This window comes from Catelliglobosispora koreensis DSM 44566, from assembly GCF_000379685.1.
Lineage (GTDB): Bacteria > Actinomycetota > Actinomycetes > Mycobacteriales > Micromonosporaceae > Catelliglobosispora > Catelliglobosispora koreensis.
The window spans coordinates 93,555-116,547 of the sequence record NZ_KB903283.1; the positions used below are offsets into that span (position 1 = coordinate 93,555).

Below are 22,993 nucleotides of genomic sequence, written 5' to 3' on the forward strand. Positions count from 1 at the left end.
GTCAACGGAGGTAACAATTCCGAAACCGGCGCTTGACGGGCCTCCGGCAGCGGTGACACTATCACCCAGCCGATGTTTACGTAAACATTCGCTCATTGTGACGAATCCGTCCCGGCAAACCCCGCATAGCACAGCAAAGAACATCCAGCGGGACGGGCATGTTTACGTAAACACGGGGACCATGAAATGTTACTCAACGTGTCCGAAGGAGGAAGCGTGGCGCTACTCGAGCCGCCGGCGATCAAGCGCACCGGCAAGCGACGGCAGCGGCGCAGCTGGACCGGCTGGGCGTTCGCTGGCCCATTCATGGCCGTCTTCGCTTTCGTCTTCCTCGCTCCGATCGCCTACGCGATCTACCTGAGCTTCTTTCGCACCAGGCTCATCGGCGGCACCAGCTTCGTCGGGCTCGAAAACTACAAGAACGTCTTTACCGACGCTCAGTTTTGGTCCGCAGCCGGGCGAGTGACGCTCTTCCTGCTCGTGCAGGTGCCCATCATGCTTTTCCTGGCCCTGCTCGTGGCGCTAGCCATCGACAGCGGCCGCCTCTACGGCAAGGCCTTCTTCCGGGTCACCGTGTTCATGCCCTACGCCGTGCCCGCTGTCGTCGCCACGCTGATGTGGGGCTTCATGTACGGCAACAGGTTCGGCCTGGTCGCCAACATCAACGAGGCGCTCGGCACCACCCTGCCCGACCCGCTGTCTCCCGGCCTGATCCTGGCGTCGATCGGAAACATCGTGACGTGGGAGTTCGTCGGCTACAACATGCTGATCTTCTACAGTGCGCTACAGGTCGTGCCGAAAACGCTATACGAGGCAGCCGAAATCGATGGCGCCAGTCAGCTGCGCATCATCCGTTCCATCAAGCTGCCCGCCATTCGCGGTGCGCTGCTGGTGGCCACCATCTTCTCCATCATCGGCAGCTTCCAGCTCTTCAACGAGCCAAGCATCCTCAAGAGCCTGGCTCCCAACGCCATCACGACCTACTTCACGCCCAACCTTTACGCCTATTCGCTGTCGTTCTCGGGCCAGCAATACAACTACTCGGCCACGGTCGCGATCGTGATGGCGCTCCTCACGATGATCGTGGCCTATGCCGTGCAGCTGCGCAGCTCCCGGAAGGAGCGTTAGACATGCGATCTGGCACTAAGCGCAGCCCACTGCTCACCCTCCTCACCTCCATCATGCTGCTGTACAGCCTCGTGCCCCTCGCCTGGCTGTTCATCAACGCGACGAAGACTCAAGACGGCCTGTTCGGCTCGTTCGGACTGTGGTTCGCGGGCGACTTCGCCTTATGGGACAACGTGCGGGAGACGCTAACCTATGACGACGGTGTTTTCCTCCGGTGGCTGCTCAACACTTTGCTTTATGTCGTGCTCGGCGCCGGCGGCGCCACGGTGCTGGCCACGTTAGGCGGATATGCGTTAGCGAAGTTCGACTTCCCCGGCAAGCGCGCCGTCTTCGCCACCGTCATCGGTGCCGTGGCCGTTCCTGGCACCGCTTTGGCAGTACCCACCTTTTTGATGTTTTCGAATCTCGGGCTGACGAACACCCCTTGGGCCATCATCATCCCGTCGCTCATCTCGCCGTTCGGGCTCTATCTCATGTGGACCTTCGCGGCGGAGGCGATCCCAGGCGAACTCATCGAAGCCGCCCGTGTCGATGGCGCCGGAGAGTTGCGGACGTTCGTGCGCGTCTGCGTGCCATTGCTCGCACCCGGCATCGTGACCGTCGCTCTGTTCACGATGGTCGCCACGTGGAACAACTACTTCCTGCCCCTGATCATGCTGAAAGACCCGGACTGGTACCCCCTCACGCTGGGCCTCAACTCATGGAATGACCAGGCTGCCACCGCGGGCGGGCAGGCCATCTTCAACCTCGTCATCACCGGTTCACTGCTCACCATCCTTCCCCTACTACTGGCATTCCTTCTCCTGCAGCGCTATTGGCAGTCCGGGCTGGCTGCCGGTGGCGTCAAAGATTAGAAACCCTCGAGAGGACATCATGGCTATCACCCGTCGCACCTTCTTGCGCTCGGCAGCGGCCGTTTCCGTTGCCACAGCGGCCTCTGGCGCCCTCGCGGCCTGCGGCACCGACGATAACCCCAGCGCTCCAACCGTTTCCGCCAACGACGTGCAGGCGGCGCTGGAGAAGGGCGGCACGATCCTGGTCTGGGCTTGGGAAACCACCCTCAAGGACGTCGTCACCTCGTTCCAGGCCAAGTATCCCAAGGTGAAAGTCGAGCTGGTCAACGCCGGCACCGGCGACAAGCAATACACCGCCTTGCAGAACGCCATCAAGGCCGGCAACGGTGTGCCGGACCTGGCCCAGATCGAGTATTACGCCCTGCCGCAATTCGCCCTTGGCAAGTCGCTCACGGATCTGAGCGGCTTTGGCGCCGGATCGCTGGACGGCACGTTCACGCCGGGGCCGTGGGCATCGGTCAAAGCCGGCGGCGGAATCTTCGGCTTGCCAATGGACTCGGGCCCGATGGCGTTGTTCTACAACAAGAAGGTCTTCGACACGCACGGCATCGCCGTTCCGGCAACTTGGGACGAATACGTCGCCGCCGCCAAGAAGCTGCACGCGGCCGACCCGAAGGCTTACATCACCAACGACACTGGCGACGCGGGCTTCACCACCAGCATGATTTGGCAGGCCGCGGGGAAACCGTTCTCGGTTGACGGCACCAACGTCAAAATCAACCTGGCCGACACCGGCTCGGCGAAGTTCGCTGGGCTGTGGCAACAGCTGTTGACCGACAAGCTTCTGGCACCGGTCGGCTCGTGGAGCGACGGCTGGTACAAGGGGCTGGCCGACGGCAGCATCGCGACCCTCGTGATTGGAGCGTGGATGCCGGCCAACCTCGAATCAGGAGTGGCCGCGGCCAAGGGTGACTGGCGTGTCGCCCCGATGCCGCAGTGGACCGCTGGCGGCAACGCCACAGCGGAAAACGGCGGAAGCTCACTGGCGATCCCGAAGGCGGGCAAGAACAACGCCTTGGCCTACGCGTTCCTCAAGTACGCCACCGCCGAAGAAGGCGTGAAGATCCGCGTCGACAAGGGTGCCTTCCCGGCCACGAACGCTGAACTGAAGTCGGATGCGTTCGCCAACAAGGAATTCCCTTACTTCGGCGGCCAGAAAGTCAACCAGGTGCTGGGCCAGTCAGCCGCCGGTGTCGTTTCCGGATGGTCCTACCTGCCGTTCCAGGTTTACGCCAACAGCATCTTCAACGACACCGTTGGCAAGGCTTACGTTTCCAGCACGACGCTGTCCGACGGACTTAAGGCGTGGCAGGACGCGTGCGCCAAATACGGCAAGGAACAAGGCTTCACCGTCAGCTAACCCTCGGTTGCTCCAGCTCGCCCGCGGCGGCACCGCCGCGGGCGGCTTCAGCCTCCGCTAGAAAGGCCACAGAACTCTTGCGCACCTTCGACATCGGTGAGACCGACTTCCTGCTCGACGGCAAGCCCTTTCGTGTGCTAGCCGGGGCGCTTCACTACTTCCGGGTCCACCCTGACCTGTGGCGCGACCGCATTCGCAAGGCGCGCCAGATGGGCCTCAACACCATCGAGACCTACGTGGCCTGGAACGCGCACTCACCAAAGCAGGGTGTCTTCCACACCGAGGCAGGCCTTGATCTGGGCCGCTTTCTGGACATCGCCGCCGAAGAAGGAATGTTCGCGTTCGTGCGGCCGGGGCCTTACATCTGTGCCGAGTGGGACAACGGCGGTCTGCCCGCTTGGCTCTTCGACGGTGGCGCGACGGAAATCCGTCGCAACAACGAGAGGTACCTCGACGCTGTCACCGGCTACTACGAGGCACTGGCACCTATCTTGGTCCCGCGTCAGATCAGCGAAGGCGGCCCCATCATCTTGGTGCAGGTCGAAAACGAGTACGGTGCTTACGGATCCGACAAGGAATACCTCACCGCACTGACCGGCCTGACCCGCAAAATCGGCATCACCGTCCCCCTGACGACGGTCGATCAGCCCACCGGCGACATGCTCGGCGCTGGCAGCCTGCCTACATTGCACAAGACGGCGTCCTTTGGCTCACGCCCGCTGGAGCGGCTCGCCACCTTGCGGGAACACCAGCCCACCGGGCCCCTCATGTGCGCCGAGTTCTGGAATGGATGGTTCGACCACTGGGGCGGCCACCACCACACCACTTCGGCCCAGGACGCGGCGGCCAACCTCGATCTGCTGCTGTCAGCCGGAGCCTCGGTGAACATCTACATGTTCCACGGCGGCACCAACTTCGGCTTCACCAACGGTGCCAACGATAAGGGCACCTACTCCCCCACGATCACCAGCTACGACTACGACGCCCCACTCGACGAATCCGGTCAGCCCACGGCCAAATATTGGGCACTGCGCGAAACCATCGGCCGGTACGCCGAACTCCCGCCCCTGGACCCACCCTCGCCGCCGACCTCCGTAAGCGTTCAAGACGTGCGCTTCGAACGCAGCCTGCCACTGTGGGACGTGCTCGACCTGCTCGGCGAACCAGTTACACACGATCACCTGCCCAGCACCGACGAACTCGGCCACTACAGCGGCTTCGCCGTCTACTCCGCGCAGACGCCAAAGGCTGGTGTGCTCTCGTTCGCCGAAATCCGTGACCGGGCACAGGTTTTCGCCGGCCGGCGCGGCATCGGCGTGCTGAGCCGTGACCACGGCGAGAAAATGATCGCGGTGCCCGGAGCGGTAGACATCCTCGTCGAAGACCTCGGCCGGGTGAACTACGGCCCACGCATCGGCGAACCCAAGGGCCTCATAGGACCGTCCACGTTGGACGGCGACCCACTGGAAAACTGGACGGTGCGCCCCCTCGACCTGGACCGCATCGCTGCCCTGACCGGCAAGTTACGCCACAGCGACCTCATCACCGCAGACACCGTGGCCGGCCCCCTGTTCGCCTACGCCACCTTCGATGCCACGGATACGGACCAGGACCTGTTCCTCGATACCACCGGCTGGACGAAAGGCGTCGCCTGGGTCAACGGCTTCTGCCTCGGGCGTTACTGGGCCCGCGGACCGCAGCGCACCCTCTACGTGCCAGCGCCCGTGCTGCGCCCGGACGGCAACGAGATCGTCGTGTTCGAACTCCATGCCGCCCAGGCGACAGTCCGTCTGCTAGACCGCCCTAACCTCGGGCACACCGAGTCCTGACGAGACCTCAGGTCATCGACATATAGAGCGCGTTGAGGATCTTCCAGCCGTCCGGTGTTTTCGCGAGGTGCAGATACTCGCGATAGACCGTGCTGTGCACGGTGACCGTCGCGATGTGACGGTAGAGATCGTTGACGGTGACTTCGAAGGTGAAGCCGTCTGGTTTCCTTGCTACGCCCTGCCCCTCGCCCGTCCAGCCGATCATGTCGGTCGCGTTCATCGACTCCATGAACGCGGCGCCGAGCTTGTCGAACCCGACTCCTGTCTTCGCCAGCGCCGGATGCAAGGCGCGTTCCATCCGCTCGGCGTCGCCATCGAACCAGCCCTCAAAGTAATCAGTCACCGTCGCGACCACGGCGTCCCGGTCATCCATTGACGCATCATCCGCCGCCAGTGCGGCCGCCGGCAAGGTGACTATGACGGGTCGGCGTGGGCTAGGAGTTCGGTGGCACGCGCTTGGCCGAGCTGCTGGCCGGTTTCGGTATGCAGGGCTAGTGCTTCCCTGCCCGTGCTGGCCGCTTCGGCCGTGTTGCCGTCGGCGAGTTGTGCCCAGGCGAGGGTGGTGAGGCTCCTGGCCTCCAGCAGCCGCAGCTGTGCCGTGCGGGACACCTGCAACGCTTGCGCCGCATGCTGTTTGGCTTGTGCTGTGGCGCCTTTACTGCGGCAGATGTCGGCCAGGGCGATCAGCGCATTGATCTCGCTGCGTTTGTAGCCCTCGTTCCTGGCGATGCGCAATCCTTGCAGCACTTGCTCTTCGGCCCCCTCGGCACCGGTGAGGTGCATGGCCGCGCCCTGGGTGCCGCACACGTCGCTTTCGACGCGCAGGTCACCGAGATCCCGCACGATAGGCATGGCAGTGGCACAGAGCTCCAGCGCTCGCTTGGGCTTGCCGGATTCCACATACATCGCGGCGAGGTCTTCGAGCATGCTGGCCACGCCTGGCCGGTCTCCCACCCGCGCGTAGATGTCGTGTGCCGTTTGCACGCATTCGATGGCTTCATTCAGGTGACCCTGGAACCGCAGCACACTTCCCAGCCGCGCGACCGCGTCAGCGTATTGGTAGTCATTGCCGGTCTGCTGGTGCCAGGCGATCGCTTGCTGGAGATGCTGTTTGGCGTCTTCGAGTTTGCCCAAGTCGCGCTGCAGCGAGCCAAGCCGGGCAAGGCCGGTGGCCTGCCTGGCCTTGTCGCCGAGCTCGCCATAGGCGGTGACTGCTTTGGTAAGCCACTCATCTGCCAGAATCAGATCGCCGATTTCGAAGGCGGTTAAGCCAAGGTTGCTCATCACAGCAGCGGCCCGCCGCCGGTCTCCGGTGCGCAGGCTCTGCTGCAGGGCTAATCGGAAATGGCTGATGGCCCCGGCGAAGTCATTGTCCGCCCATGCCGCATCGCCCAGGCAGGCCCACATCGCGGCCTCCGCGGCCGGGTCTTCGGCTTGCTGCGCCGCTTCCAGTCCCGTTGTCGCGGCCGTGAACCATTCCGCTTTGGGGACGCGAAGGGTGAAGTAGCCGCGCAGGGCATCGGCGAGCAGCCATGTGTAGTGGCGCAACCCTTGCGTGGCGCCAGCGGTGCGGACCGCTTCGACCAGGTTGGCTAGTTCCACGTCGAGCCATTGACGGGCGCTCGCGGTGTCAGCGAAAGTTAGCGCCGGCACGCCGGGGTGGGAGTGTGCTGGCAGCCGGATGAGGTTGGGGCGGATCATTTCTACGGCGTTGACGGCCGTGTCGAGATACCACTGGAGCAGGTTTTCCCGGATCTTGGAGGAATCTGGTTCGTGTTCGGCGGCAAGCGATTGCGCGAACACCATCAGCAGGTCGTGCAGCGCGAACCGATTCGGCCCGGCCACCTCGATGAGATGGCTGGCGGCAAGCACTTGCAACTCGGCGAGTGCTTGCTCGCGGCCGGACCCGAGCAGCGCCGCCGCGGTGTCGACGGAGAAGTTGGTTCCGGGCAACAAGCCTAGGAGCCGGAACAGCCTCTGGCTCGCCGGTGACAGCCGGTCGTAGGAGGTCGCGAAGACAGCCCGGACCGCTGTCTCACTGTCGTCCTCAACGGACAGTGCGCCTAGTCTGTCGCCGTCTTCGAGCTCATCGGCGTACCCATTGATGGTCCTGTGTGGATGATCGACGAGATTGGCGGCCGCGACGCGCAGAGCGAGCGGCAGGTAGCCACACAACCGGGCCAGCCTGCTCGCGCCGCGCTCGTCCTGCATGACCCGTTCGGGCCCGAGACCAAGCGAGAGCAGTTGCATCGCCTCGGCATCGTCGAGCCCGCCGAGCACGAGCCTGCTGGCGCCCTCCCGGGCGACAAGGCCACTTAACATTTGCCGGCTCGTGACCACGGCCAGGCACGACTGTCCGCCCGGCAGCAGTGGCCGCACTTGCGCGGCGTCGGCCGCGTTGTCGAGCACGATCAGCATGCGCTGGTGGGACAGGATCGACCGGTAAAGCGCTCCTTGCGCCTGCACGTCGGTGGGGATGTGCTGGCTGGACACGTTGAGGCCACGCAACAGGGTGGTCAGCGCTTGCTCGACCGTCACCTGTGGCCGGCTGGAGAACCCGTCCAGGTTCAGATAAAGCTGGCCGTCGGGGAACACCCCGGCCTTCTGCTGCGCCCACCGCACCGCCATCGCGGTCTTACCCATCCCGCCGGGGCCACAGATCACGGCCACGCCAGCGCTGCCGGGCGGGTTTTCCAGCCACGCTTCCAGCATGGTGTCGAGCTGTTTGAGCTCGCCTTCGCGGCCAACGAACCACATTCCGGGCGCGGGAAGCTGCCGCGGCACTTGCACTGGTGCTGACGGAGCGGAGGCAGCGGCGGCCGGGCCTGGGTGGTCTTGCAGTCTGCGCCACGCGACCGTCCACTTCGTCACCTCCTCCGGCGGGCAGCCACAGGCCGAAACCAGTCGCCTGAGCATGTCTAGGGGAGGCAAGCCCGTTCGCTTGCCGGTCAGGCAGTCGTGCAGCGTTGTTCGTCCAACACCGGTGCGTTTGGCGAGCACCGCCAAAGACGGATTACCGGCCCACACACGCAAAGTGCGCAGCAGCTGCATGAATTCGGCGGCGGACGCCGCCACTGTCGGGTCGGGCCGCTTGGAATACCGGTCAGTTTGACTGAGGTCCTGCGGCATCAATCGTCCTCCCGCGCACGCTGTGTGACATCAATATAGTCAAGCCGCACGAGGACCATTGCCGCGTAAGCCGCTGAAAGGTCCTTATTGGACACGATTGCCGTTCGGGATCGTCCGGATTCGTTCAGCCGCGTTGCCGGCCAGCTGAGCACAACCGAAGATGAGCACACTGGTCAACATCGTTTCGGGGGGCAGATGTGAGATTCAGCAGTCGAACGTGGGTAGCTGCTGCTTCGGCGACGGCGACGGCGGTGACGCTGGGAGTGGCGCTTCATCTCGCCAACGCCGCCACCGCCGCGGGTCCTGTCCCGGGCCCGGCCCCGTCGCTGACGTTGGTGCCGTCATCCATGCCTAGCTGCATGGATCGCGGCTCGGATCACAACCCCGGCGACCCGGCCGGCGACGACGTCCCCAGGTGCTCGCCCCGGGCCACTCCGTAACGAGGACTTCGTTACGCGTCCGCTATTAACGGGGGCCGGCGCGTAACTGTCAGTCCTTTGGCTTGCGGGCACCGATGAGCAGGCCCAGCACACCGCCGACGGCAAGGACGATCACGGCGTACTTGAGCTTGTCCGCGTTGGTGAGCAACGCGTCCGCGGCCGCGCCGTCGGGCGTGGTCGACGACAGGACTTTGCCGCCCAGGTGGCCGAGTCCTTCGGTGGCCAGCAAGTAGATGCCAGACAGCGCACCGGTGATGCCGAACCAGAACACGGGCGGGTTTTCCGGGCGCAGCCACCGGACGGAGTGCATCGCGGCTAGCAAGCCAGCGACGATGGGCTGCAACAGAAGGAACCGCGACTCGGCCGTCGCCTGCGCCGCCTCTGTCGCGTTAGGACCGCCGCCCAGGAGCAGCAGCAAATTCGTCTTGAGCACAGACAGGATCAGCCCGGCGAAAAGCACCCAGGTCATCGCCCACAAGCTTGAGTCGATCATCGGCCCGGGCAGCATCGCGAACACGCCACCGAGCACGCACGCCGCCGCGACCGTAATGCTGAGCATGGTGACCGAGGCGCCTGGGCCATAGGCGAACCGGACCCCGATCGCGGTCACGACGCCGAACGCGGCACCGGCCGCCAGGCCAATGAACAGGCGCCCCAGCGCACTCGCGGCCCGGGAACTGGCGGCAGCGGCGATCGACGCCGCGGTGACGAGCGAGGTGCTGATCACGTCAGGCATCGCTTCGATCGCTGACTCCAGCGGGCCCGGCGCTCCTTTCACCCCATTGATCGAAGCGTATGCGGTGAAGACCGTAATACCGAGCCAAAGCAGTCCAAGGTAGACCTCAGTCTTGGTGCCTGTGCTTTCTTTCGGCGTTTCCACTTCCGTCAGGGTGTCGTCGGCCACGTCATGTCCAAAAAGGTCGAGGGGATCAGAGGCTGGCGATATTACGCTGCGTTGTTCGTGTACCGGTGCTTGACTCCCACCGGGAAGAATTCGGGGTCGCCAAAGGGACGCACTATTGAGTACGGTCTGCCCCGACATAGTCCCGAACTTGGACAAGCCACGGTTTCCGTTAGCTCGGGTCACTACTTGGCAGCGCTTTGGATTCTGGTTGTTCGGGCCAGGCGTTGCTGACGTAGTGCGCCGCTTCCGCCAGTGCAGTCGCGTAGGACCAGTCGTCCTTAGTCGTTGCGCCCCAGGCATGCCAGCCTTCGGTGGGATGGTGGACTAGTACCTGAACTCCTTCAGGTATCCAGTCTTGTGCCAGGGCCGTGAAAAGGGGGCGGTGCCGGCTCGCCTCGATGCGGAACCTGTGCCACGCAGCCATAAGGCGGGGTTTTGTCGGTTGCCAGGTGCGGCGCCTAAGCAACGAATGCTTGGGAAGGTCTGGCGGGACGACAATCATGACCCGCTGGTGGCCGATCTTTCTCTCGTCCGCGACAATCTCGAGCTCTGTGCGCAGCCCGTCGCCAATCTTCTCTGGTGTGCCGAGAAAGACGACGGCCCTTGCCCGTTGGGCGAGAGCCGTGACGTGCTCCACCCAGTCGCTGTCTGCGTAGCTTGTCACAGACGGTCCAATGGGTGCCAGCGTCCGGCCTGGGGCGACCGCGACCACTGGTCCCAGGACAGATAGCTGGCGAGCGAGCAGTTGGACAAACGGCTGGGGCGGATCGAGGGAAAGCGGGTAAAACACCGACGCGAGTAGGCCAGCGCGGGCAACCCGGGATGGCGGCGTGTAAATGTTGTCGTCATCAAAATCACGTAACAGCAGCACCGGTGGCCGATCGTCGATCTCCAATCGTTCTTCCAGCCGGATGGCGCCGGTGCGCCGGCCCCACCGCACCCCTAGGATCGCAACTGTGGGACCTATTGGCAGTAGGGCGATCGCAGGAATCCCCGCCATCTGTACCCAAGCGAATAGGTCTACGAGCCACATAAGCGGCAGCGAGGCGGCAGCTGGAAGCCGCTCACCCAGCCATTGCTCGATCTGCGTAGCCCGGAACGAGGCGGGGCCTCCGCCGGTGTACACCCACACCGATGACATCCACACAGCGCAAAGCACGAATCCCAGAATTACAGCGACACATGACATGGCAATACCTCGCGCCCGACGCGGCGTCAGCGATACCCTGTCCATCCGCGCCCGGACCTTCCAGGTAACGGGCGGCCTAACACGCCGATGGCTTCCGAACCCGCCCACGAGCAACACGCCACCGACTGCAGCAAGGACCGCCGACCAACCTAAGGAAATCGCGACCAGCTTGGCGAAACCAAGCGTCCCAGCGACTGCCATCCCCAGCCCGGCTACTGCAACAGCTGCACTGGCCTGCCCATAGCGATTCATGAGTTTCGCCCCGTACGTATCGGTACTTATGTCGTGCCAGTGGGGGTGCCCGGACTCCACCAAATACCAGGCACTCAGGCGCCGCCGTATATAGGCGTCCACCACAACATTGGCAGTAAGGGCGACAAGGATGGAAAGACCGCAGATCAACCAGAACCATTCGGCCGGACGCGGTGTGACGACCCGGCCACCCAGCCGCCGGCCGATATCGACCACTGCACTACGGCTCAGTGCCGCGCAGTCCACTGCGGACAGTTCACCGCACTGGGCACCAACGACGATCAGCAATTTCTGCTGTCCCCAGACCCGCACATGCCCATCACCAGCAATGCCCAGCGGCAGGGCAAAGTCGGTACCCGGCATGATCACGCCACCCGTCGGCACTCCATTGGCGGGACCGGCAGGAGCGACCGCGATCCGGCGCATGATTTCATCCACGTCATTGTCGTCCTGGCAGGTCCACCATTGCACGAAGAGCAGGCTGACCTGAGGTGACGACCAGCCTAGCGAGCTGCTCATGCAGCCCGCCCAGTCAGCACGATCCGTGTCTGCCCAAATGAAAGGTACAGGGCGGGCAATCCATTCTTGCTGCGGCACAAGGGAACCAGGACGCCACAGGTGCAGCACCTCGTACGCCGCCCGCTTCGTTTCGTCCCCTTCGGACTTTGCGCAACAGGGCGCGCTGAACCTCACCGGGTCACCGTCGAAACCGACAAGTGGGGCCGGAGCCGGAGTGGGTTCACCGTTCAATGCATTAGCGATATGCCGGACCACTATCGTGGACAAGCCGTAGCAAGCGGTCAGCCCCGTTCGATCGATGGGACATTCGGTCACCACCGCCATCGCCCACCCGTCCTGTATCCAGTAACGGGTGTGGCGCTTCTCGCTGTCCTGCACCACGATGTCTGCAGCGCCGGACAGCGCGGCTGGAATTTGGCGCCAGCGTGCTGGCATCGTCTGGCGGAGCCGGTTCAGTATGTCGGAAAGAGTCGCGAGCTGGGCGGGAGAACACCTGTAGGCCTTCAGCCCGAACACCACACCGTCAGTTCGCCGCCACGACCGCCAGGCGCCAGCACACAGACTCGCAATCGTGTCTTTGCCGTTGCCAGCCGCCGCCCAACTACTCCCGAGCGGTTGCGCCGGTGTCCATGACTGCAGCGCAGCCGGGAACTCCTCGCCGGTAGCAGCAGCCGCGTCATCGTTAAACGGCGCCAGGATCAAAACCCCAGCCAGACACACGGCCACTACGGCCAGCCATCTCGGCCAATCAAGTGTACGAAAGCGCAGGCGCCGCCGAAACGCAGATCGGCCTGCCCGATCATCGACGCCTTGGTTCACTCGGCGATTCTTGCAAGGACTCAAGCATGTCCCGCATAGACGTTCGTACCAATCTATTCCCCTCGATAGGCCCGATTCAGGAACCGCCCTGTCAGTACACGATGCGATCAAGATGCAGCAACTCCCGCAAATTTTGGTAAAGCGGTGGCGCCGTTGATCCTGTTGGCTCTCTTCAGGTCCGTACTGTGACCGCCGGTCTCGCGGCAGGAGCGCCGGCCCTGGGCATGTGCACTCCAGCCCCGCCCAGCACCCGCGAATGCGCGCTGTTCGTGACCACGGCCGCCGGCCTGTCCGTGCTCGCCGAAAGCGACAACGTGATCACCGGGCCGGTCGCGGTCACAGCGTCCACTCCGGACTTCAGCCACTGCGTGACGGCCGAAGCGGCCGGCGCCGGCACCAAGGTAAGCGTCCGCGACCTGGCGACTGGCCAGGTGCACGCGGAAAGTGTCCTAACAGGTCAGCTTGAGCCCCGGATCGTTTCCCCTGACGCAAACTGGTCGCCCTGGTGACCCCTGGCGGCGCGGGTATCCATGGGCTGCACGATCCACGCGGCCGTGAACGGACCGTTATCGTGATCTGCGGCCCCGGCGGCGAGCGCACGCGGATGGATCTGCCGGGCAACATTGAGCCCGAGGCGTTTAGCCCTGACGGCGCCAGCCTGTTCGTGCTGAACTACTTTCCGCCCTCGGCACCGAACCGGTACCACGCCGAGATGATCGATCTGCACACACACGACATGGAACCGGTGCCGGGCACCGAGCAGACAACGGCAAGCCGTGTCGTGCGCCTCGCCGATGAACACCAAGGCATCCTGTTCTCCATCTGCACCGACACCGCCGCGTTTGTTGACTGCCTCAACCTGTGTGAAGGCTGGACCCGGCGCATCGCGTTGCCGCCGCCGTTCGGACAGGGCCGCCCAGGTGCGCACGGTGCCGCATTGTCGCCATCTGGCAACCGGTTGAGTGTCTTTCACTCGCTGTCTGGCACGGTCGCCGACATCGACCCCAGGAGCCTGGCCATCAAAAGCACCTGGCAGCTGGGGCCGGCTGGGCAAGCCGGTGTGCTCATCACGCCGCAGCGCAGCACCATCGCCGGAGTTGACGGAAAATTCTCCTCTCCAGCCCCTATCGCGAGATCGGCACGCCTGGGCAAATCCGTGGCCTCGCCCTGGGCACCGACGGCGACGTGTGGGCTGGCCACCCGAAGGTGTCGTCAACTACGACCTGGCCACGGGGGCAGAACTACGTCGTATCACCATTCCCGGCCTATTCGTGCTCAAGCACTGCGCAGGGTCCCACTAAACGACCATTGGCACGTATGCTGAGCCACAGTCCGAAGTCCTTCCCTTTTGGACATTCACCTGGAGTAGGGAGGAACATGACACAGCGTGTTAATCGGCGGACCCTCTTGGGCGCCGGCCTCACCGTTCTAGCCGCCCCGGCCTTAGCCGCGTGCAGTGGCGTGTCCACCTCAGGAACCGGTGGCGAAGGCTCCGTGGACTTCCTGTCCACCCAGTTCCTGCCGGTCGAGGAGCGCCAGCGCTTCGAAAAGATTCTCGCCGACCACGTGAAGGCCGCCAAAGTCGGCTTCAACCCGGTCGATGCCTCTGTCTTCGCCACCACGGTGCAGTCACAAGTCGACGCGAACCAAGTAAAGATCAGCCTTCTTGGCGGTCTGCACGGCGATCTGGCTCCACACAAGGACCGCCTCATTGATCTCGACGACCTGGCCAAGGGCCTAACTGATCGTCAGTTCCCAGCTGACCTGCTTGAGCTAGGCAAGTTTGGCGGGAGCACGCAGAAATACATCCCGTGGATGCAGGCGACCTATGTGCTGGCCATCAATAAGGCCGCCCTGCAATGGCTTCCCTCGGGCGCGGACCCGCAAAACCTTACCTACGAACAGCTTCTGGCCTGGGCTAAGGCTGGGCGCACCGGCAATGGTGGCAAACCTATCTTCGGCTTCCCCGCCGGGCCTAAGGGTCTGTATCACCGGTTCTTCCAAGGGTTCCTGCTGCCCAGCTTCACCGGCGGGCAGATCACCACCTTCCGCAGCCCGGAAGCCACCACAGCATGGCAATACATGAAGGATCTGTGGGCACAGACCGCTCCCGCGTCGACCAACTACGACTTCATGCAGGAGCCGCTGGAACGCGGCGAGGTGATGATTGGTTTCGATCACGTCGCGCGGCTGGTTAACGCACCCAAGCCCAAACCCGACGACTGGCTGATGGTGCCAGCGCCCAAGGGACCCAAGGGCCTCGGCTATATGATCGTCATCGGTGGCCTCGCCATTCCCAAGGGTGCGCCCGAGCCCGACAAGGCTAAGGAAGTCATCAAATCACTGACACAGGCTAACGTTCAGGTGGAAGTGCTGCGCGCCAACGCCTTCTTCCCGGTCGCGAAAGCCGACCTGCCTGGTGACCTGTCCAAGCCGATCGCGCTGGAAGCGGCCGCGGTCAAGGCGCAGCAAGGCGCTCAGGGCACCATCGTCTCACTTCCGCCCGTTGGCCTCGGCGCCAAAGATGGTGAGGTCGCGCAGATTTTCAAGAACTGCTTCAAGGAAATCTGCCTGGACGGCAAACCGGTGCAGCAAGTGCTTGACGCGCAAGCGGTCAAGCTGAACGCGATCCTCGATGAGGTCAAGGTTTCGTGCTGGAAGCCGGACCCATTGAGTACACCCTGCAGGGTTTTGTAGCAATGAAAACGGCCCGCCGGCCTTTGCTGCTGATTGCGCCGTCACTGGTTTTCCTGACCGCGTTGTTCGCGTGGCCGCTGATCTTCGGGATAGGACAAGCCTTCACGGGCACCGGCGGGCCGACCGCTGCCCACTTCCAGCGCATGCTGGACGATCCGTATTTCTGGCCGGCCGCGCGCAACACCGCTTTGCTCATCGTGGTGCTGATCCCGCTGCAATTCGCCTTCGCGCTCACGATGGCGCTGCTGCTGCGGGAACGGCCACGGTTCTCCGGCTTCTACTTCTACCTGTGGGTGGTGCCGCTAGCGATCAGCGATCTGGCCGCGGGTTTGGTGTGGCTGGCCGTTTTCACCGACCGCGGCTACCTCAATTCCGTGCTTTCCAGCCTGGGATTCGACGGGTACTCCTTCCTCTCGCACGAAAACCCGGCGTCGATGTTCATCGCCGTCGTGATCGCCGAGCTGTGGCGTGCCACCTCACTGGTTTTGGTGATCATCGTCGCGGGATTGCAAGGCATCCCTAAGGATTACGACGAGGCGGCCGAAGTTTTCGGCGCCAGCTACTGGCAACGGCTGCGTCATGTGATCCTGCCTCAGCTGCGGCCCAGCCTGCAAGTCGCGCTGATCCTGCGGACGATCCTGGCGCTGGAGACGTTCGCGGTGGCGCAAGCGCTGACGGGCCGCAATATGCCGCTGCTCGTTGGCGAGACGTATCAGTGGTACGACTTCTTGCAGAACCCCAGCGTCGCCGCCGCGATCGCGCTGATGATCCTCACGGTGTCACTGCTCGCCGCCGCTGGTTACCTGCGCCTGATGCGTGACCAAACCGGGAGCCCGCGATGAGAAGGTTTGCGCTGCAAGTGTTTTGTGTCGCCATCTCACTTTTCATGGCGGCACCGATCTATCTCATTACACTGGCGGCTTTCTCCAGCCGAGAGTCGCTCAACGAGTTTCCGTTGCCTCTGGTGCCCACCGATCCTTCCACGGAAACACTTTCGGGCTTCTTGAGCTCGACCGGTGTCATCGCCGGCGGCGTCAACTCGCTCATGGTGGGGCTCAACACTGTCGTGCTGGCGCTGTTGATCGGGCTGCCAGCCGGCTACGCCGTGGCACGCTACGCGTTTCGCGGAAGGCAGCCCTACCAACTGTTTCTCCTGCTGACCCGGGCGCTGCCGATCGTCGTGCTGTCGGTTCCGCTGGCCCGCATCTTCCTGACCACCGGGCTCTACGACACCACCTATGCGGTGACGCTGCTGCACACCGCGCTCGCGCTGCCCACGACGGTGCTCATCACCGCCGCCGTCTTCGTCGCGGTCTCACCGGAGCAGGAGGAAGCGGCGCAGATCTTTGGCGCCTCTCCCGTGCAGGCGTTCGTCAGAATCGTGATGCCCCAGGCACTTCCGGGCATCGCCGCCGCGGCCGTGTTCACGTTTGTCATGTCGTGGAACGAGGTACTCGGCGCCGCGATCCTGACCCTCAATCAGCGCACGCTTCCAGCCCAGGTGCTCTCGACGCTTTCCTTCTCGCCGCTGGCTTACCGTTTCGCCGGTGGCTTCGCCTTAGTGGTGCCAGCGTTGCTGTTCATCGCCATCATGCGAAAATACCTGCTGAACATGTGGGGGACGACGCTCAAATGAGCCGCATAGTGCTGCGTAACCTCGTGAAGTCCTACCCCGGCGGGGATAGGCGCGCGACCGATGAGATTTCCCTTGAGGTCGCCGACGGCGAATTCGTTGTCCTCGTCGGCCCGAGTGGCTGCGGCAAGACCACGCTGCTGCGGATGGTCGCCGGACTGGAAACTCCCGACAGTGGCAGTGTCCACATCGGAGACACTGATGTGACATCGCTGTCGGCGCGGGATCGCCGTGTTTCCATGGTCTTTCAGTCTTATGCCATCTTCCCGCACATGAAAGTCCGCCAGAACATCGGTTTCGGGCTGATGATGCGCAAGGTGCCCCGGCCCGAGATCGACCGCAGGGTGGCCGACGCGGCGGCGATGCTTGATCTGTCCGACTACCTGGACCGGTTCCCGTCGCAGCTATCCGGCGGGCAGCGCCAGCGGGTCGCGGTCGCCCGCGCGATCGTGGTCGACGCGGGCGTGCTGCTGATGGACGAGCCGCTGTCCAACCTGGATGCCTTGCTGCGGCTGCAATTTAGGGCCGAGCTGAAACGCATCGTGCACCAAATCGGCACCACCACACTTTACGTCACCCATGACCAGGCCGAAGCGATGTCCCTCGGCGACCGGGTCGCGGTGATGCGAGACGGCCGCGTCGCCCAGATCGGCGGCCCGCTGGAGGTTTATGACAGCCCTGCCGACCGGTTCGTCGGCAGCTTCCTCGGCGCTCCCCCGATGAACTTCTTCCCCGCATTGGTTTCCGACGGGCCAGCGCTATCGGTTGGCGCGCTGTCGATTCCGGCGCCGTCGTCGCTCGCGAGGTTCGCCGGGAGGACCGTGCTGGTGGGTGTGCGAGCCGAAAAGCTAGCCGTGTCAACGGACGCCGCTGACGGTTTCCTTCCAGCGACCGTCGAAGTGGTCGAGCCCACCGGCGCGTCCGTGCTGTTGACTGTCCGCTTAGGGGACCATGAGCTCAAAGTGCAGGCGCCACCGACATTTGACACCAGACCCGAGGCGTCAGTGTGGCTGCGCGCTGACCCGAGCACGATGCGTTTCTATGACCCCGAGACGTCCCTAGCCCTGACCGTCTGACCTTACGCGTAGGTGAGGTCGAGCGTGTCGGTGTGCTCGGGCCAGCTCAACGTCAGCCGCCAGCAGCTCGATTGCGGGAGATCGATGATCGAAGGTCCCGGACCGCCAGGGACGCGCCGCTGCACTGACACCTCGGTGCCATCGAGCCTCGCCTCGATCGCGAGATCCCCGGGCGGCGACGGCTCCTTGGACACCCACAGGATCTTGTTGCTTGATCTGTCTGGCCGGGTCACCGCCAGCGGATGGCCGAACACGGCGGCCACGATGTCACCGCGACGGCCCATGACATGGGGCATGCGGGCGTCACCGGAGAACCCGGCGCGGGCCCACTGTGGCAACGGCCCGGTTTCGACCGGGGAGCCGCAGGCAGGGGTGGGTGGTGGGGGCTGGCTGCCAGGCGTGCAGCCAGCGAGCAGCACCAACAGTGTCACGGTCGCTATACGCATCACCTAGGTCAGAGCCGTGAGGCGGGCAGCTGGTTCCATGAGGCCCAGCCACTGGCTGGGCCTCATGTGTTCACGGGACGGTGTAGCCAAACGTGTACGCACCTGAACCGGAAACCGCCTGCAGCTGATAGATGTAGTAGCCGCTGGTCCCGGCGTAGGTCAGGGTCTCATCTGGACCGGTTGACGTCGCGCTGGCGACCGTCGCCCAGCTGGAGCCGTTCCACTTCTGCAAGTGGAGGTTGAAGTTGGCTCCCGTAGGCCCATCGAGGCAAGCACGATGCGTGCCTGACGCGGTGGAGTAGTAATACGTCCCGTCAGGCTGGTAGGCCGTGGCACCGCTCGCGAGACTGTCCGTGCGCGTGGACTGGTAGCCGGTACACGTCGTGGTGCCACCGCTGATTTTCGAGCGGATAGCCCGGTCCATGACATCGAGTCCCACCAAGTTGAACGGCTTGTTGATGTTGCGCATCAGCGAGTCGCTAGAGGGCCGGTAGATGCCGTAGTTGTACTGGTGACCGCCCTGGAAGCAGCCGATGACACCACCGTCGGGAGTGGAGCGTCCCAGATACGAAGCCCACTTCGAGCAACTCGATGACTTGGTGACGTTGGGCTCGCTCGGCTCCCCACCGGTGTAGGTGGTGCCAGCCGTCCAGTATTCGTCTGCCAGACCGCCCACGGAGTGGCCCAGTTCGTGGATGGCCACGCGCCCGGCCTGAGCGTTGCCTCCGGCCACGGTCGCGAGGCTCGGGTAGCCGGCACCGCCGTACTTGGTGGTGTTGCCGACGGCGACGATGGCGTCGACTCCTGGTGCCTGACTGGCGAACTGCTGCGCCTTGGTTTCGTTAAGGCACAGCAGCCGTTCGATGCCGCTGCACCAGAAATACATGTCCAGTGCGGTGTCGCGATAAACCCCTTGGTACGGGTCATTGTCCACACCGGACTGATTGGAGACGACCTCGACGAGCCAAACGTTGACCGAGTTGCGGTACGTGCTCCACGGCGCCGTCGCGGCTATCTCGTTCCACTTGCTTTGGGCATGCTGGCGCAGCGTGCCCATTTCCGAAGACGTGTAACCGTCTCCGACGATGACCAGATCGAACCGTGCGTTCGACGGGCCGGTGTTCTGAATCGTGACCACGGCAGCCGCCGCGAGGGTGCTCTGGCTCAGGCTGGAAGTCGTGGCACGTTCTTTGGGCAGCAGCATCGGCGTGATGGTGCCGTCAGGTGAGAAGACTTCCCTCCACTGCCGGTCCTCCTGCATCGCGGCCTCAGCGGGAACCGAAGCCACCACGAGAGTCACGGCCGCCATAACCGCGGTGGCCAAATACATACGTCGTCGGCGCATCTGCGCCTCCTTCTTGCGACGGGGACGGATGCGATACACGGTGCGGCTTTCGATTGACCGGCGCTAATCCCTTCCGGGCATCACTGGCGAGTGATTGCCATCCGCGCGCGGGCATAGGGATGCTGCCGGTGCCTCGTGGGCACCGGCAGCACTAGAGAAGCGCCCGTCAGCTTTTGGCGGTCAGGGCGCGCAGGAAGAAGGCAAGATTGGCGGGCCGTTCAGCTAGCCGGCGCAAGAAGTAGGCGGTCGAATCGGTCCCGTAAGGCAGATACACCCGCACCGGATGCCCCGCGTGCACCAGCCTGCGCTGCTCGTGCGGCCTGACGCCATAAAGCATCTGGTACTCGTGATCGCCCGCGCCGCGATGGTGCTGCCGCGCCGAGGCTTGGGCATAACTGATCAGCGCCGGGTTGTGCGTCGCGATCATCGGATAGCACGACGGCTGACTCATGAGGATGTCGATGCCGTGACGGAAAGCCTGTTCCACGTCCCGGCGGCGTTGATAGGCGACCTCGGCGGGCTCGGCGTACGCGCCTTTGCAAAGCCTGATGCGGCAACCATCTTTAGCCAAATGCAAGACATCCGTTGCGGTACGCCGTAACCCTGCCTGCAGCGCGACACCCACACTGCGGTGTCCACTGAACCGCAACCGGCCGAGGATGTCCAAAGTGGAATCCGTCGTGGTGTGATCTTCCATGTCCAGCGTCACTGTGGCTCCCGCCGCCGCGGCTGCCTCGCAGATGGCATAGGCGTTAGCGAACGCCAGCTCATCGCCGTTGGCTAGCGTCTGCCCCAGCGCGGAGAGCTTAAGCGACACATCAGCGGCGGTGAGCCTGGTCGTGGCCAGTAAGTCGAGCAGCCGCAGATACTCGTCCCGAATCGCCATCGCCTGGCTCACCTCGGTGGTGTACTCCCCCAAGTGATCTATGGTGACCCGCAGCTCTTGCGCGGCAAGCGTTTCCGCGCTGTTGAGCACAGACAGAGTGTCGTGCCCAGCGACGAACCGGGCGACCACGGCACGGCCAGCCGGCGTCGACTGCAGCCACCCGGACAACCGTGGCCGGTCAGCGGTGGCGAGCAAAGCTTTACGCAGCATCAGATCTCCCCTGCGATCATCGCCTGCAGGCGCCCGAACACGTGCGCCTGGGATTTGAGGGCATCGTGGGCGTACTCGTTGGTGACCCAGGTCCGCAGATTCCTAACCAGGGCAGCCGTTTGCATCGCGTGGCCGTAGTCGACGTAAAGGTCTTCGGCGTAAACCGCTGCCGCCACGGGAACGGTGTTCGCGGCCAGAGCGTCCACGTTGTACAGATCCGGCCATGTGCCGTCGGCGGCCAGGAGGTCAGCGCAGTCGCGCAGTGGTGCCAGGGCCGGGTCTTGCCCAAACATCCACGGGTAGAACATTTCTGTGGTGAAGAAGGCTTCCGGGCTCTGCGGATCAAACTGGCCGAACTCGTCGCGGACGCGGTGTGCCGCCCAGCCGGGCGCGTGCCCTTGGGCATAGATCGTCTCGTGCATCAGCGCGTAAAGTGGCCGTTCCGCCAGGGAGACCATGGCGTTGACCCGGTGCAGGAACACGTCGGAAAGCACACGCCCGGTGAACGCTAGCTCCATCACGTGATGCAGGGCGTCGAAGGTGCTCGTGGCGCCGAAGGTCGTGCCCAGCGTCTGAAACCGTTGCGGGGTAAGCCTTTCTCCTGTGGGCAAGCGGGTGTCGCTGACCGCTAAGTGTTCCAGGATCTGGCTCGCCAGTTTGCGGTCGGCCGGATAGCGGGCGAAGAAGCGTTCGTTGGCCGCGATCGCGCGGGGATAGGCGACGCGGTAAACCTCCTCGGCTGTCGCGGTTAGACTCGGCAGCCCGCCGGCCATCATCACCGCGTTCACGCCGTGTGGTGCCAGCGACAAATAGGTCAGCGCGCAGAACCCGCCATAGCTTTGGCCGAGCAAGGTCCAGGGTGTGCCGCCAAACAGGTTCTCGCGCAACAGTTCCGCATCGCGCACGATCGCGTCAGCGCGGAAGTGGCGCAAGTATGCCGCCTGCTCAGCGGCGGAAAGGCCAGCCAGGCTCTGCCGGGTCGCCGGGGTGCTGCGCCCGGTGCCACGCTGATCGAGCAGGATCACCCGGTAGTCACGCAACGCCGCGTCGAGCCAGGCACCCGAAGACGACGGTGGGTCAGCCGGGCAGCCCGGCCCGCCTTGTAAATACAGCAAAGCCGGCACATTCTTGCCGGCGTTGGCGGGGCTGATCACCTCCCGGGCGAACACTTCGATGCGTTGCCCGCCGGGCCTGGCGTGGTCGAGCGGCACGTCAAACACGTGCTCGGCGCACACTTGGCCGGGACGGCTGTACGTCAGAGGCATGTCAAGACTCTGGCCGCTCCCAAGGAAAGCTGTCGCATCCCACCTAACACAACTGCGGAGTTATGCCGCTCTGAGCAGCTGCCAGTTCTGGTAGTCGGGGCGGCGGTCGGCCGTGGCCCAGTAAGCCTCGCGGGCTAGCCTCACGACACGGTCGAACATGTGCGCGAGCGGGCCCTCACGGCGGCAGACGAGAAGGTGCCGCATGTGCACCGGATCGCCGGCCAGCGGCTTGACCACTACATCGCCGGCACCGTTGAACACGGCCTGGCACGCCGTGATCGCCCGTCCCGTGGCCACCATTTCCCGCATCGGCAACGCGTCCGTCACCGTGTAAGGCACCTTCGGCGTGAACCCGGCCTGTTCACATGCGGTGTAGAAGCAGTCGGGCCAGCCCGCTCCGTCAGGTGGCGTCAAGGCCCACCGCTCGTCGGCCAGCTCGGAAAGCTCAACCTGCTCCTTGTCAGCCAGCGGATGCTCGCGTGACATCGCCACGAAGACTGGCTCGACCACGATCACCTCGGCCAGCACCGACACCGGATGCCGTAACGCGAATCCCGGGTAGTCGGCGATAGCGGCCGCGTCTAGGCGGTCAGCCAACAGCAGGTCCCATAGGACACGGGGCGAATATTCCGTGTGCAGGCGCACTTCGGCTTCTGGCAGGAGATCACTGAGCCGGTCGGCAAGGCCGACGGACACGGCACCGGCGATGCCCCCGAGCCGGATGACCGGGCGTTCCTGCGGCAGGAATTGGCCGGCGTTGCGGCGCAGCTCTTCCATCGCCAGCAGCATCCCGCGTGCGCGGGTTAGCAGGTATTGGCCCAGGGGCGTGGGCGTCACGCCGTTGCGGTCCCGGATGAAGATCTGTCCCCCGAGTTCGCGCTCCACCCGCTGCAGCTGCGCGGTCAACGCGGGCTGGGACACGCCTAGGACGGTAGCCGCCTTGGTCACGCTCCCGGCGTCGGCGATCACGCACAGCGAGTGCAAATGCCGCAACTCCAGTTCCATCACCGCG

General features: G+C 64.1%; 19 protein-coding genes. 10 read left to right on the forward strand and 9 right to left on the reverse strand.

Features of this window, described 5'->3' with window-relative positions; all coding sequences use genetic code 11:
- Positions 1-216: 216 nt before the first annotated feature.
- From A3E1_RS0126120 to A3E1_RS0126135, 4 genes are all read left to right on the forward strand, one after another.
- The gene (locus A3E1_RS0126120; RefSeq protein WP_020523741.1) at positions 217-1,128 is read left to right on the forward strand and encodes a carbohydrate ABC transporter permease; all 912 of its coding nucleotides are present in this window, start codon (positions 217-219) and stop codon (positions 1,126-1,128) included.
- Positions 1,129-1,130: 2 nt separating this feature from the next.
- On the forward strand, positions 1,131-1,982 hold the full coding sequence (locus A3E1_RS0126125) for a carbohydrate ABC transporter permease (protein ID WP_020523742.1): 852 nt from the start codon (positions 1,131-1,133) through the stop codon (positions 1,980-1,982).
- A 19-nt stretch (positions 1,983-2,001) separates the two neighbouring features.
- Complete coding sequence (locus A3E1_RS0126130; RefSeq protein ID WP_020523743.1) at positions 2,002-3,342, forward strand: ABC transporter substrate-binding protein; 1,341 nt, start codon at positions 2,002-2,004, stop codon at positions 3,340-3,342.
- Positions 3,343-3,419: 77 nt separating this feature from the next.
- Positions 3,420-5,171, forward strand: a complete 1,752-nt coding sequence (locus tag A3E1_RS0126135; protein WP_020523744.1) for a glycoside hydrolase family 35 protein — start codon at positions 3,420-3,422, stop codon at positions 5,169-5,171.
- 7 nt (positions 5,172-5,178) lie between these two features.
- Here A3E1_RS0126135 and A3E1_RS0126140 read toward each other — a convergent pair whose 3' ends face one another.
- The 4 genes from A3E1_RS0126140 to A3E1_RS0126155 form a co-directional block, all read right to left on the reverse strand.
- Complete coding sequence (locus A3E1_RS0126140; RefSeq protein ID WP_020523745.1) at positions 5,179-5,544, reverse strand: nuclear transport factor 2 family protein; 366 nt, start codon at positions 5,542-5,544, stop codon at positions 5,179-5,181.
- Positions 5,545-5,585: 41 nt separating this feature from the next.
- Positions 5,586-8,300, reverse strand: coding sequence for an ATP-binding protein (locus A3E1_RS0126145; RefSeq protein WP_020523746.1), 2,715 nt, complete (start codon positions 8,298-8,300; stop codon positions 5,586-5,588).
- A gap of 489 nt (positions 8,301-8,789) precedes the next feature.
- Positions 8,790-9,644, reverse strand: a complete 855-nt coding sequence (locus A3E1_RS0126150) for a hypothetical protein (protein WP_020523747.1) — start codon at positions 9,642-9,644, stop codon at positions 8,790-8,792.
- 169 nt (positions 9,645-9,813) lie between these two features.
- On the reverse strand, positions 9,814-12,423 hold the full coding sequence (locus A3E1_RS0126155) for a hypothetical protein (protein ID WP_157631742.1): 2,610 nt from the start codon (positions 12,421-12,423) through the stop codon (positions 9,814-9,816).
- 185 nt (positions 12,424-12,608) lie between these two features.
- Here A3E1_RS0126155 and A3E1_RS0126160 point away from each other — a divergent pair, with 185 nt between their 5' ends.
- The 6 genes from A3E1_RS0126160 to A3E1_RS0126185 are packed head-to-tail and all read left to right on the forward strand — an operon-like array spanning position 12,609 to position 17,829.
- The gene (locus tag A3E1_RS0126160) at positions 12,609-12,932 is read left to right on the forward strand and encodes a hypothetical protein (RefSeq protein ID WP_020523749.1); all 324 of its coding nucleotides are present in this window, start codon (positions 12,609-12,611) and stop codon (positions 12,930-12,932) included.
- On the forward strand, positions 12,929-13,747 hold the full coding sequence (locus A3E1_RS0126165) for a YncE family protein (protein WP_020523750.1): 819 nt from the start codon (positions 12,929-12,931) through the stop codon (positions 13,745-13,747). The genes A3E1_RS0126160 and A3E1_RS0126165 overlap by 4 nt, the downstream gene beginning before the upstream one ends.
- 53 nt (positions 13,748-13,800) lie before the next feature.
- Positions 13,801-15,120, forward strand: coding sequence for an ABC transporter substrate-binding protein (locus A3E1_RS0126170; RefSeq protein ID WP_020523751.1), 1,320 nt, complete (start codon positions 13,801-13,803; stop codon positions 15,118-15,120).
- A gap of 2 nt (positions 15,121-15,122) precedes the next feature.
- Positions 15,123-15,962: a carbohydrate ABC transporter permease gene (locus A3E1_RS0126175; protein WP_020523752.1), complete on the forward strand. Its 840-nt coding sequence runs from the start codon at positions 15,123-15,125 to the stop codon at positions 15,960-15,962.
- Positions 15,959-16,756, forward strand: coding sequence for a carbohydrate ABC transporter permease (locus A3E1_RS0126180; RefSeq protein ID WP_040391849.1), 798 nt, complete (start codon positions 15,959-15,961; stop codon positions 16,754-16,756). Before A3E1_RS0126175 ends, A3E1_RS0126180 begins: the two co-directional genes overlap by 4 nt.
- On the forward strand, positions 16,753-17,829 hold the full coding sequence (locus A3E1_RS0126185; RefSeq protein ID WP_020523754.1) for an ABC transporter ATP-binding protein: 1,077 nt from the start codon (positions 16,753-16,755) through the stop codon (positions 17,827-17,829). Before A3E1_RS0126180 ends, A3E1_RS0126185 begins: the two co-directional genes overlap by 4 nt.
- Before the next feature lie 2 nt (positions 17,830-17,831).
- Here A3E1_RS0126185 and A3E1_RS0126190 read toward each other — a convergent pair whose 3' ends face one another.
- From A3E1_RS0126190 to A3E1_RS0126210, 5 genes are all read right to left on the reverse strand, one after another.
- On the reverse strand, positions 17,832-18,260 hold the full coding sequence (locus tag A3E1_RS0126190) for a hypothetical protein (protein ID WP_157631743.1): 429 nt from the start codon (positions 18,258-18,260) through the stop codon (positions 17,832-17,834).
- 85 nt (positions 18,261-18,345) lie between these two features.
- Complete coding sequence (locus A3E1_RS42135; RefSeq protein ID WP_083929647.1) at positions 18,346-19,620, reverse strand: M64 family metallopeptidase; 1,275 nt, start codon at positions 19,618-19,620, stop codon at positions 18,346-18,348.
- Positions 19,621-19,786: 166 nt separating this feature from the next.
- Positions 19,787-20,716, reverse strand: a complete 930-nt coding sequence (locus tag A3E1_RS0126200) for a proline dehydrogenase family protein (RefSeq protein ID WP_020523756.1) — start codon at positions 20,714-20,716, stop codon at positions 19,787-19,789.
- Entirely contained in the window at positions 20,716-21,981 is a 1,266-nt protein-coding gene (locus tag A3E1_RS0126205) for an alpha/beta fold hydrolase (protein WP_020523757.1), read from the reverse strand. Before A3E1_RS0126205 ends, A3E1_RS0126200 begins: the two co-directional genes overlap by 1 nt.
- Before the next feature lie 60 nt (positions 21,982-22,041).
- Positions 22,042-22,986, reverse strand: a complete 945-nt coding sequence (locus A3E1_RS0126210; protein WP_020523758.1) for a LysR family transcriptional regulator — start codon at positions 22,984-22,986, stop codon at positions 22,042-22,044.
- Between the last annotated feature and the right edge of the window lie 7 nt (positions 22,987-22,993).

Bases quoted from the DNA above. Each gene is read 5' to 3' on its own strand.
- A3E1_RS0126145 (WP_020523746.1), bottom strand. From the start codon at position 8,300: ATGCCGCAGGACCTCAGTCAAACTGACCGGTATTCCAAGCGGCCCGAC.
- A3E1_RS0126125 (WP_020523742.1), top strand. From the start codon at position 1,131: ATGCGATCTGGCACTAAGCGCAGCCCACTGCTCACCCTCCTCACCTCC.
- A3E1_RS0126130 (WP_020523743.1), top strand. From the start codon at position 2,002: ATGGCTATCACCCGTCGCACCTTCTTGCGCTCGGCAGCGGCCGTTTCC.
- A3E1_RS0126200 (WP_020523756.1), bottom strand. From the start codon at position 20,716: ATGCTGCGTAAAGCTTTGCTCGCCACCGCTGACCGGCCACGGTTGTCC.
- A3E1_RS42135 (WP_083929647.1), bottom strand. From the start codon at position 19,620: ATGCGCCGACGACGTATGTATTTGGCCACCGCGGTTATGGCGGCCGTG.
- A3E1_RS0126170 (WP_020523751.1), top strand. From the start codon at position 13,801: ATGACACAGCGTGTTAATCGGCGGACCCTCTTGGGCGCCGGCCTCACC.
- A3E1_RS0126140 (WP_020523745.1), bottom strand. From the start codon at position 5,544: ATGGATGACCGGGACGCCGTGGTCGCGACGGTGACTGATTACTTTGAG.
- A3E1_RS0126210 (WP_020523758.1), bottom strand. From the start codon at position 22,986: ATGGAACTGGAGTTGCGGCATTTGCACTCGCTGTGCGTGATCGCCGAC.
- A3E1_RS0126185 (WP_020523754.1), top strand. From the start codon at position 16,753: ATGAGCCGCATAGTGCTGCGTAACCTCGTGAAGTCCTACCCCGGCGGG.
- A3E1_RS0126180 (WP_040391849.1), top strand. From the start codon at position 15,959: ATGAGAAGGTTTGCGCTGCAAGTGTTTTGTGTCGCCATCTCACTTTTC.
- A3E1_RS0126175 (WP_020523752.1), top strand. From the start codon at position 15,123: ATGAAAACGGCCCGCCGGCCTTTGCTGCTGATTGCGCCGTCACTGGTT.
- A3E1_RS0126205 (WP_020523757.1), bottom strand. From the start codon at position 21,981: ATGCCTCTGACGTACAGCCGTCCCGGCCAAGTGTGCGCCGAGCACGTG.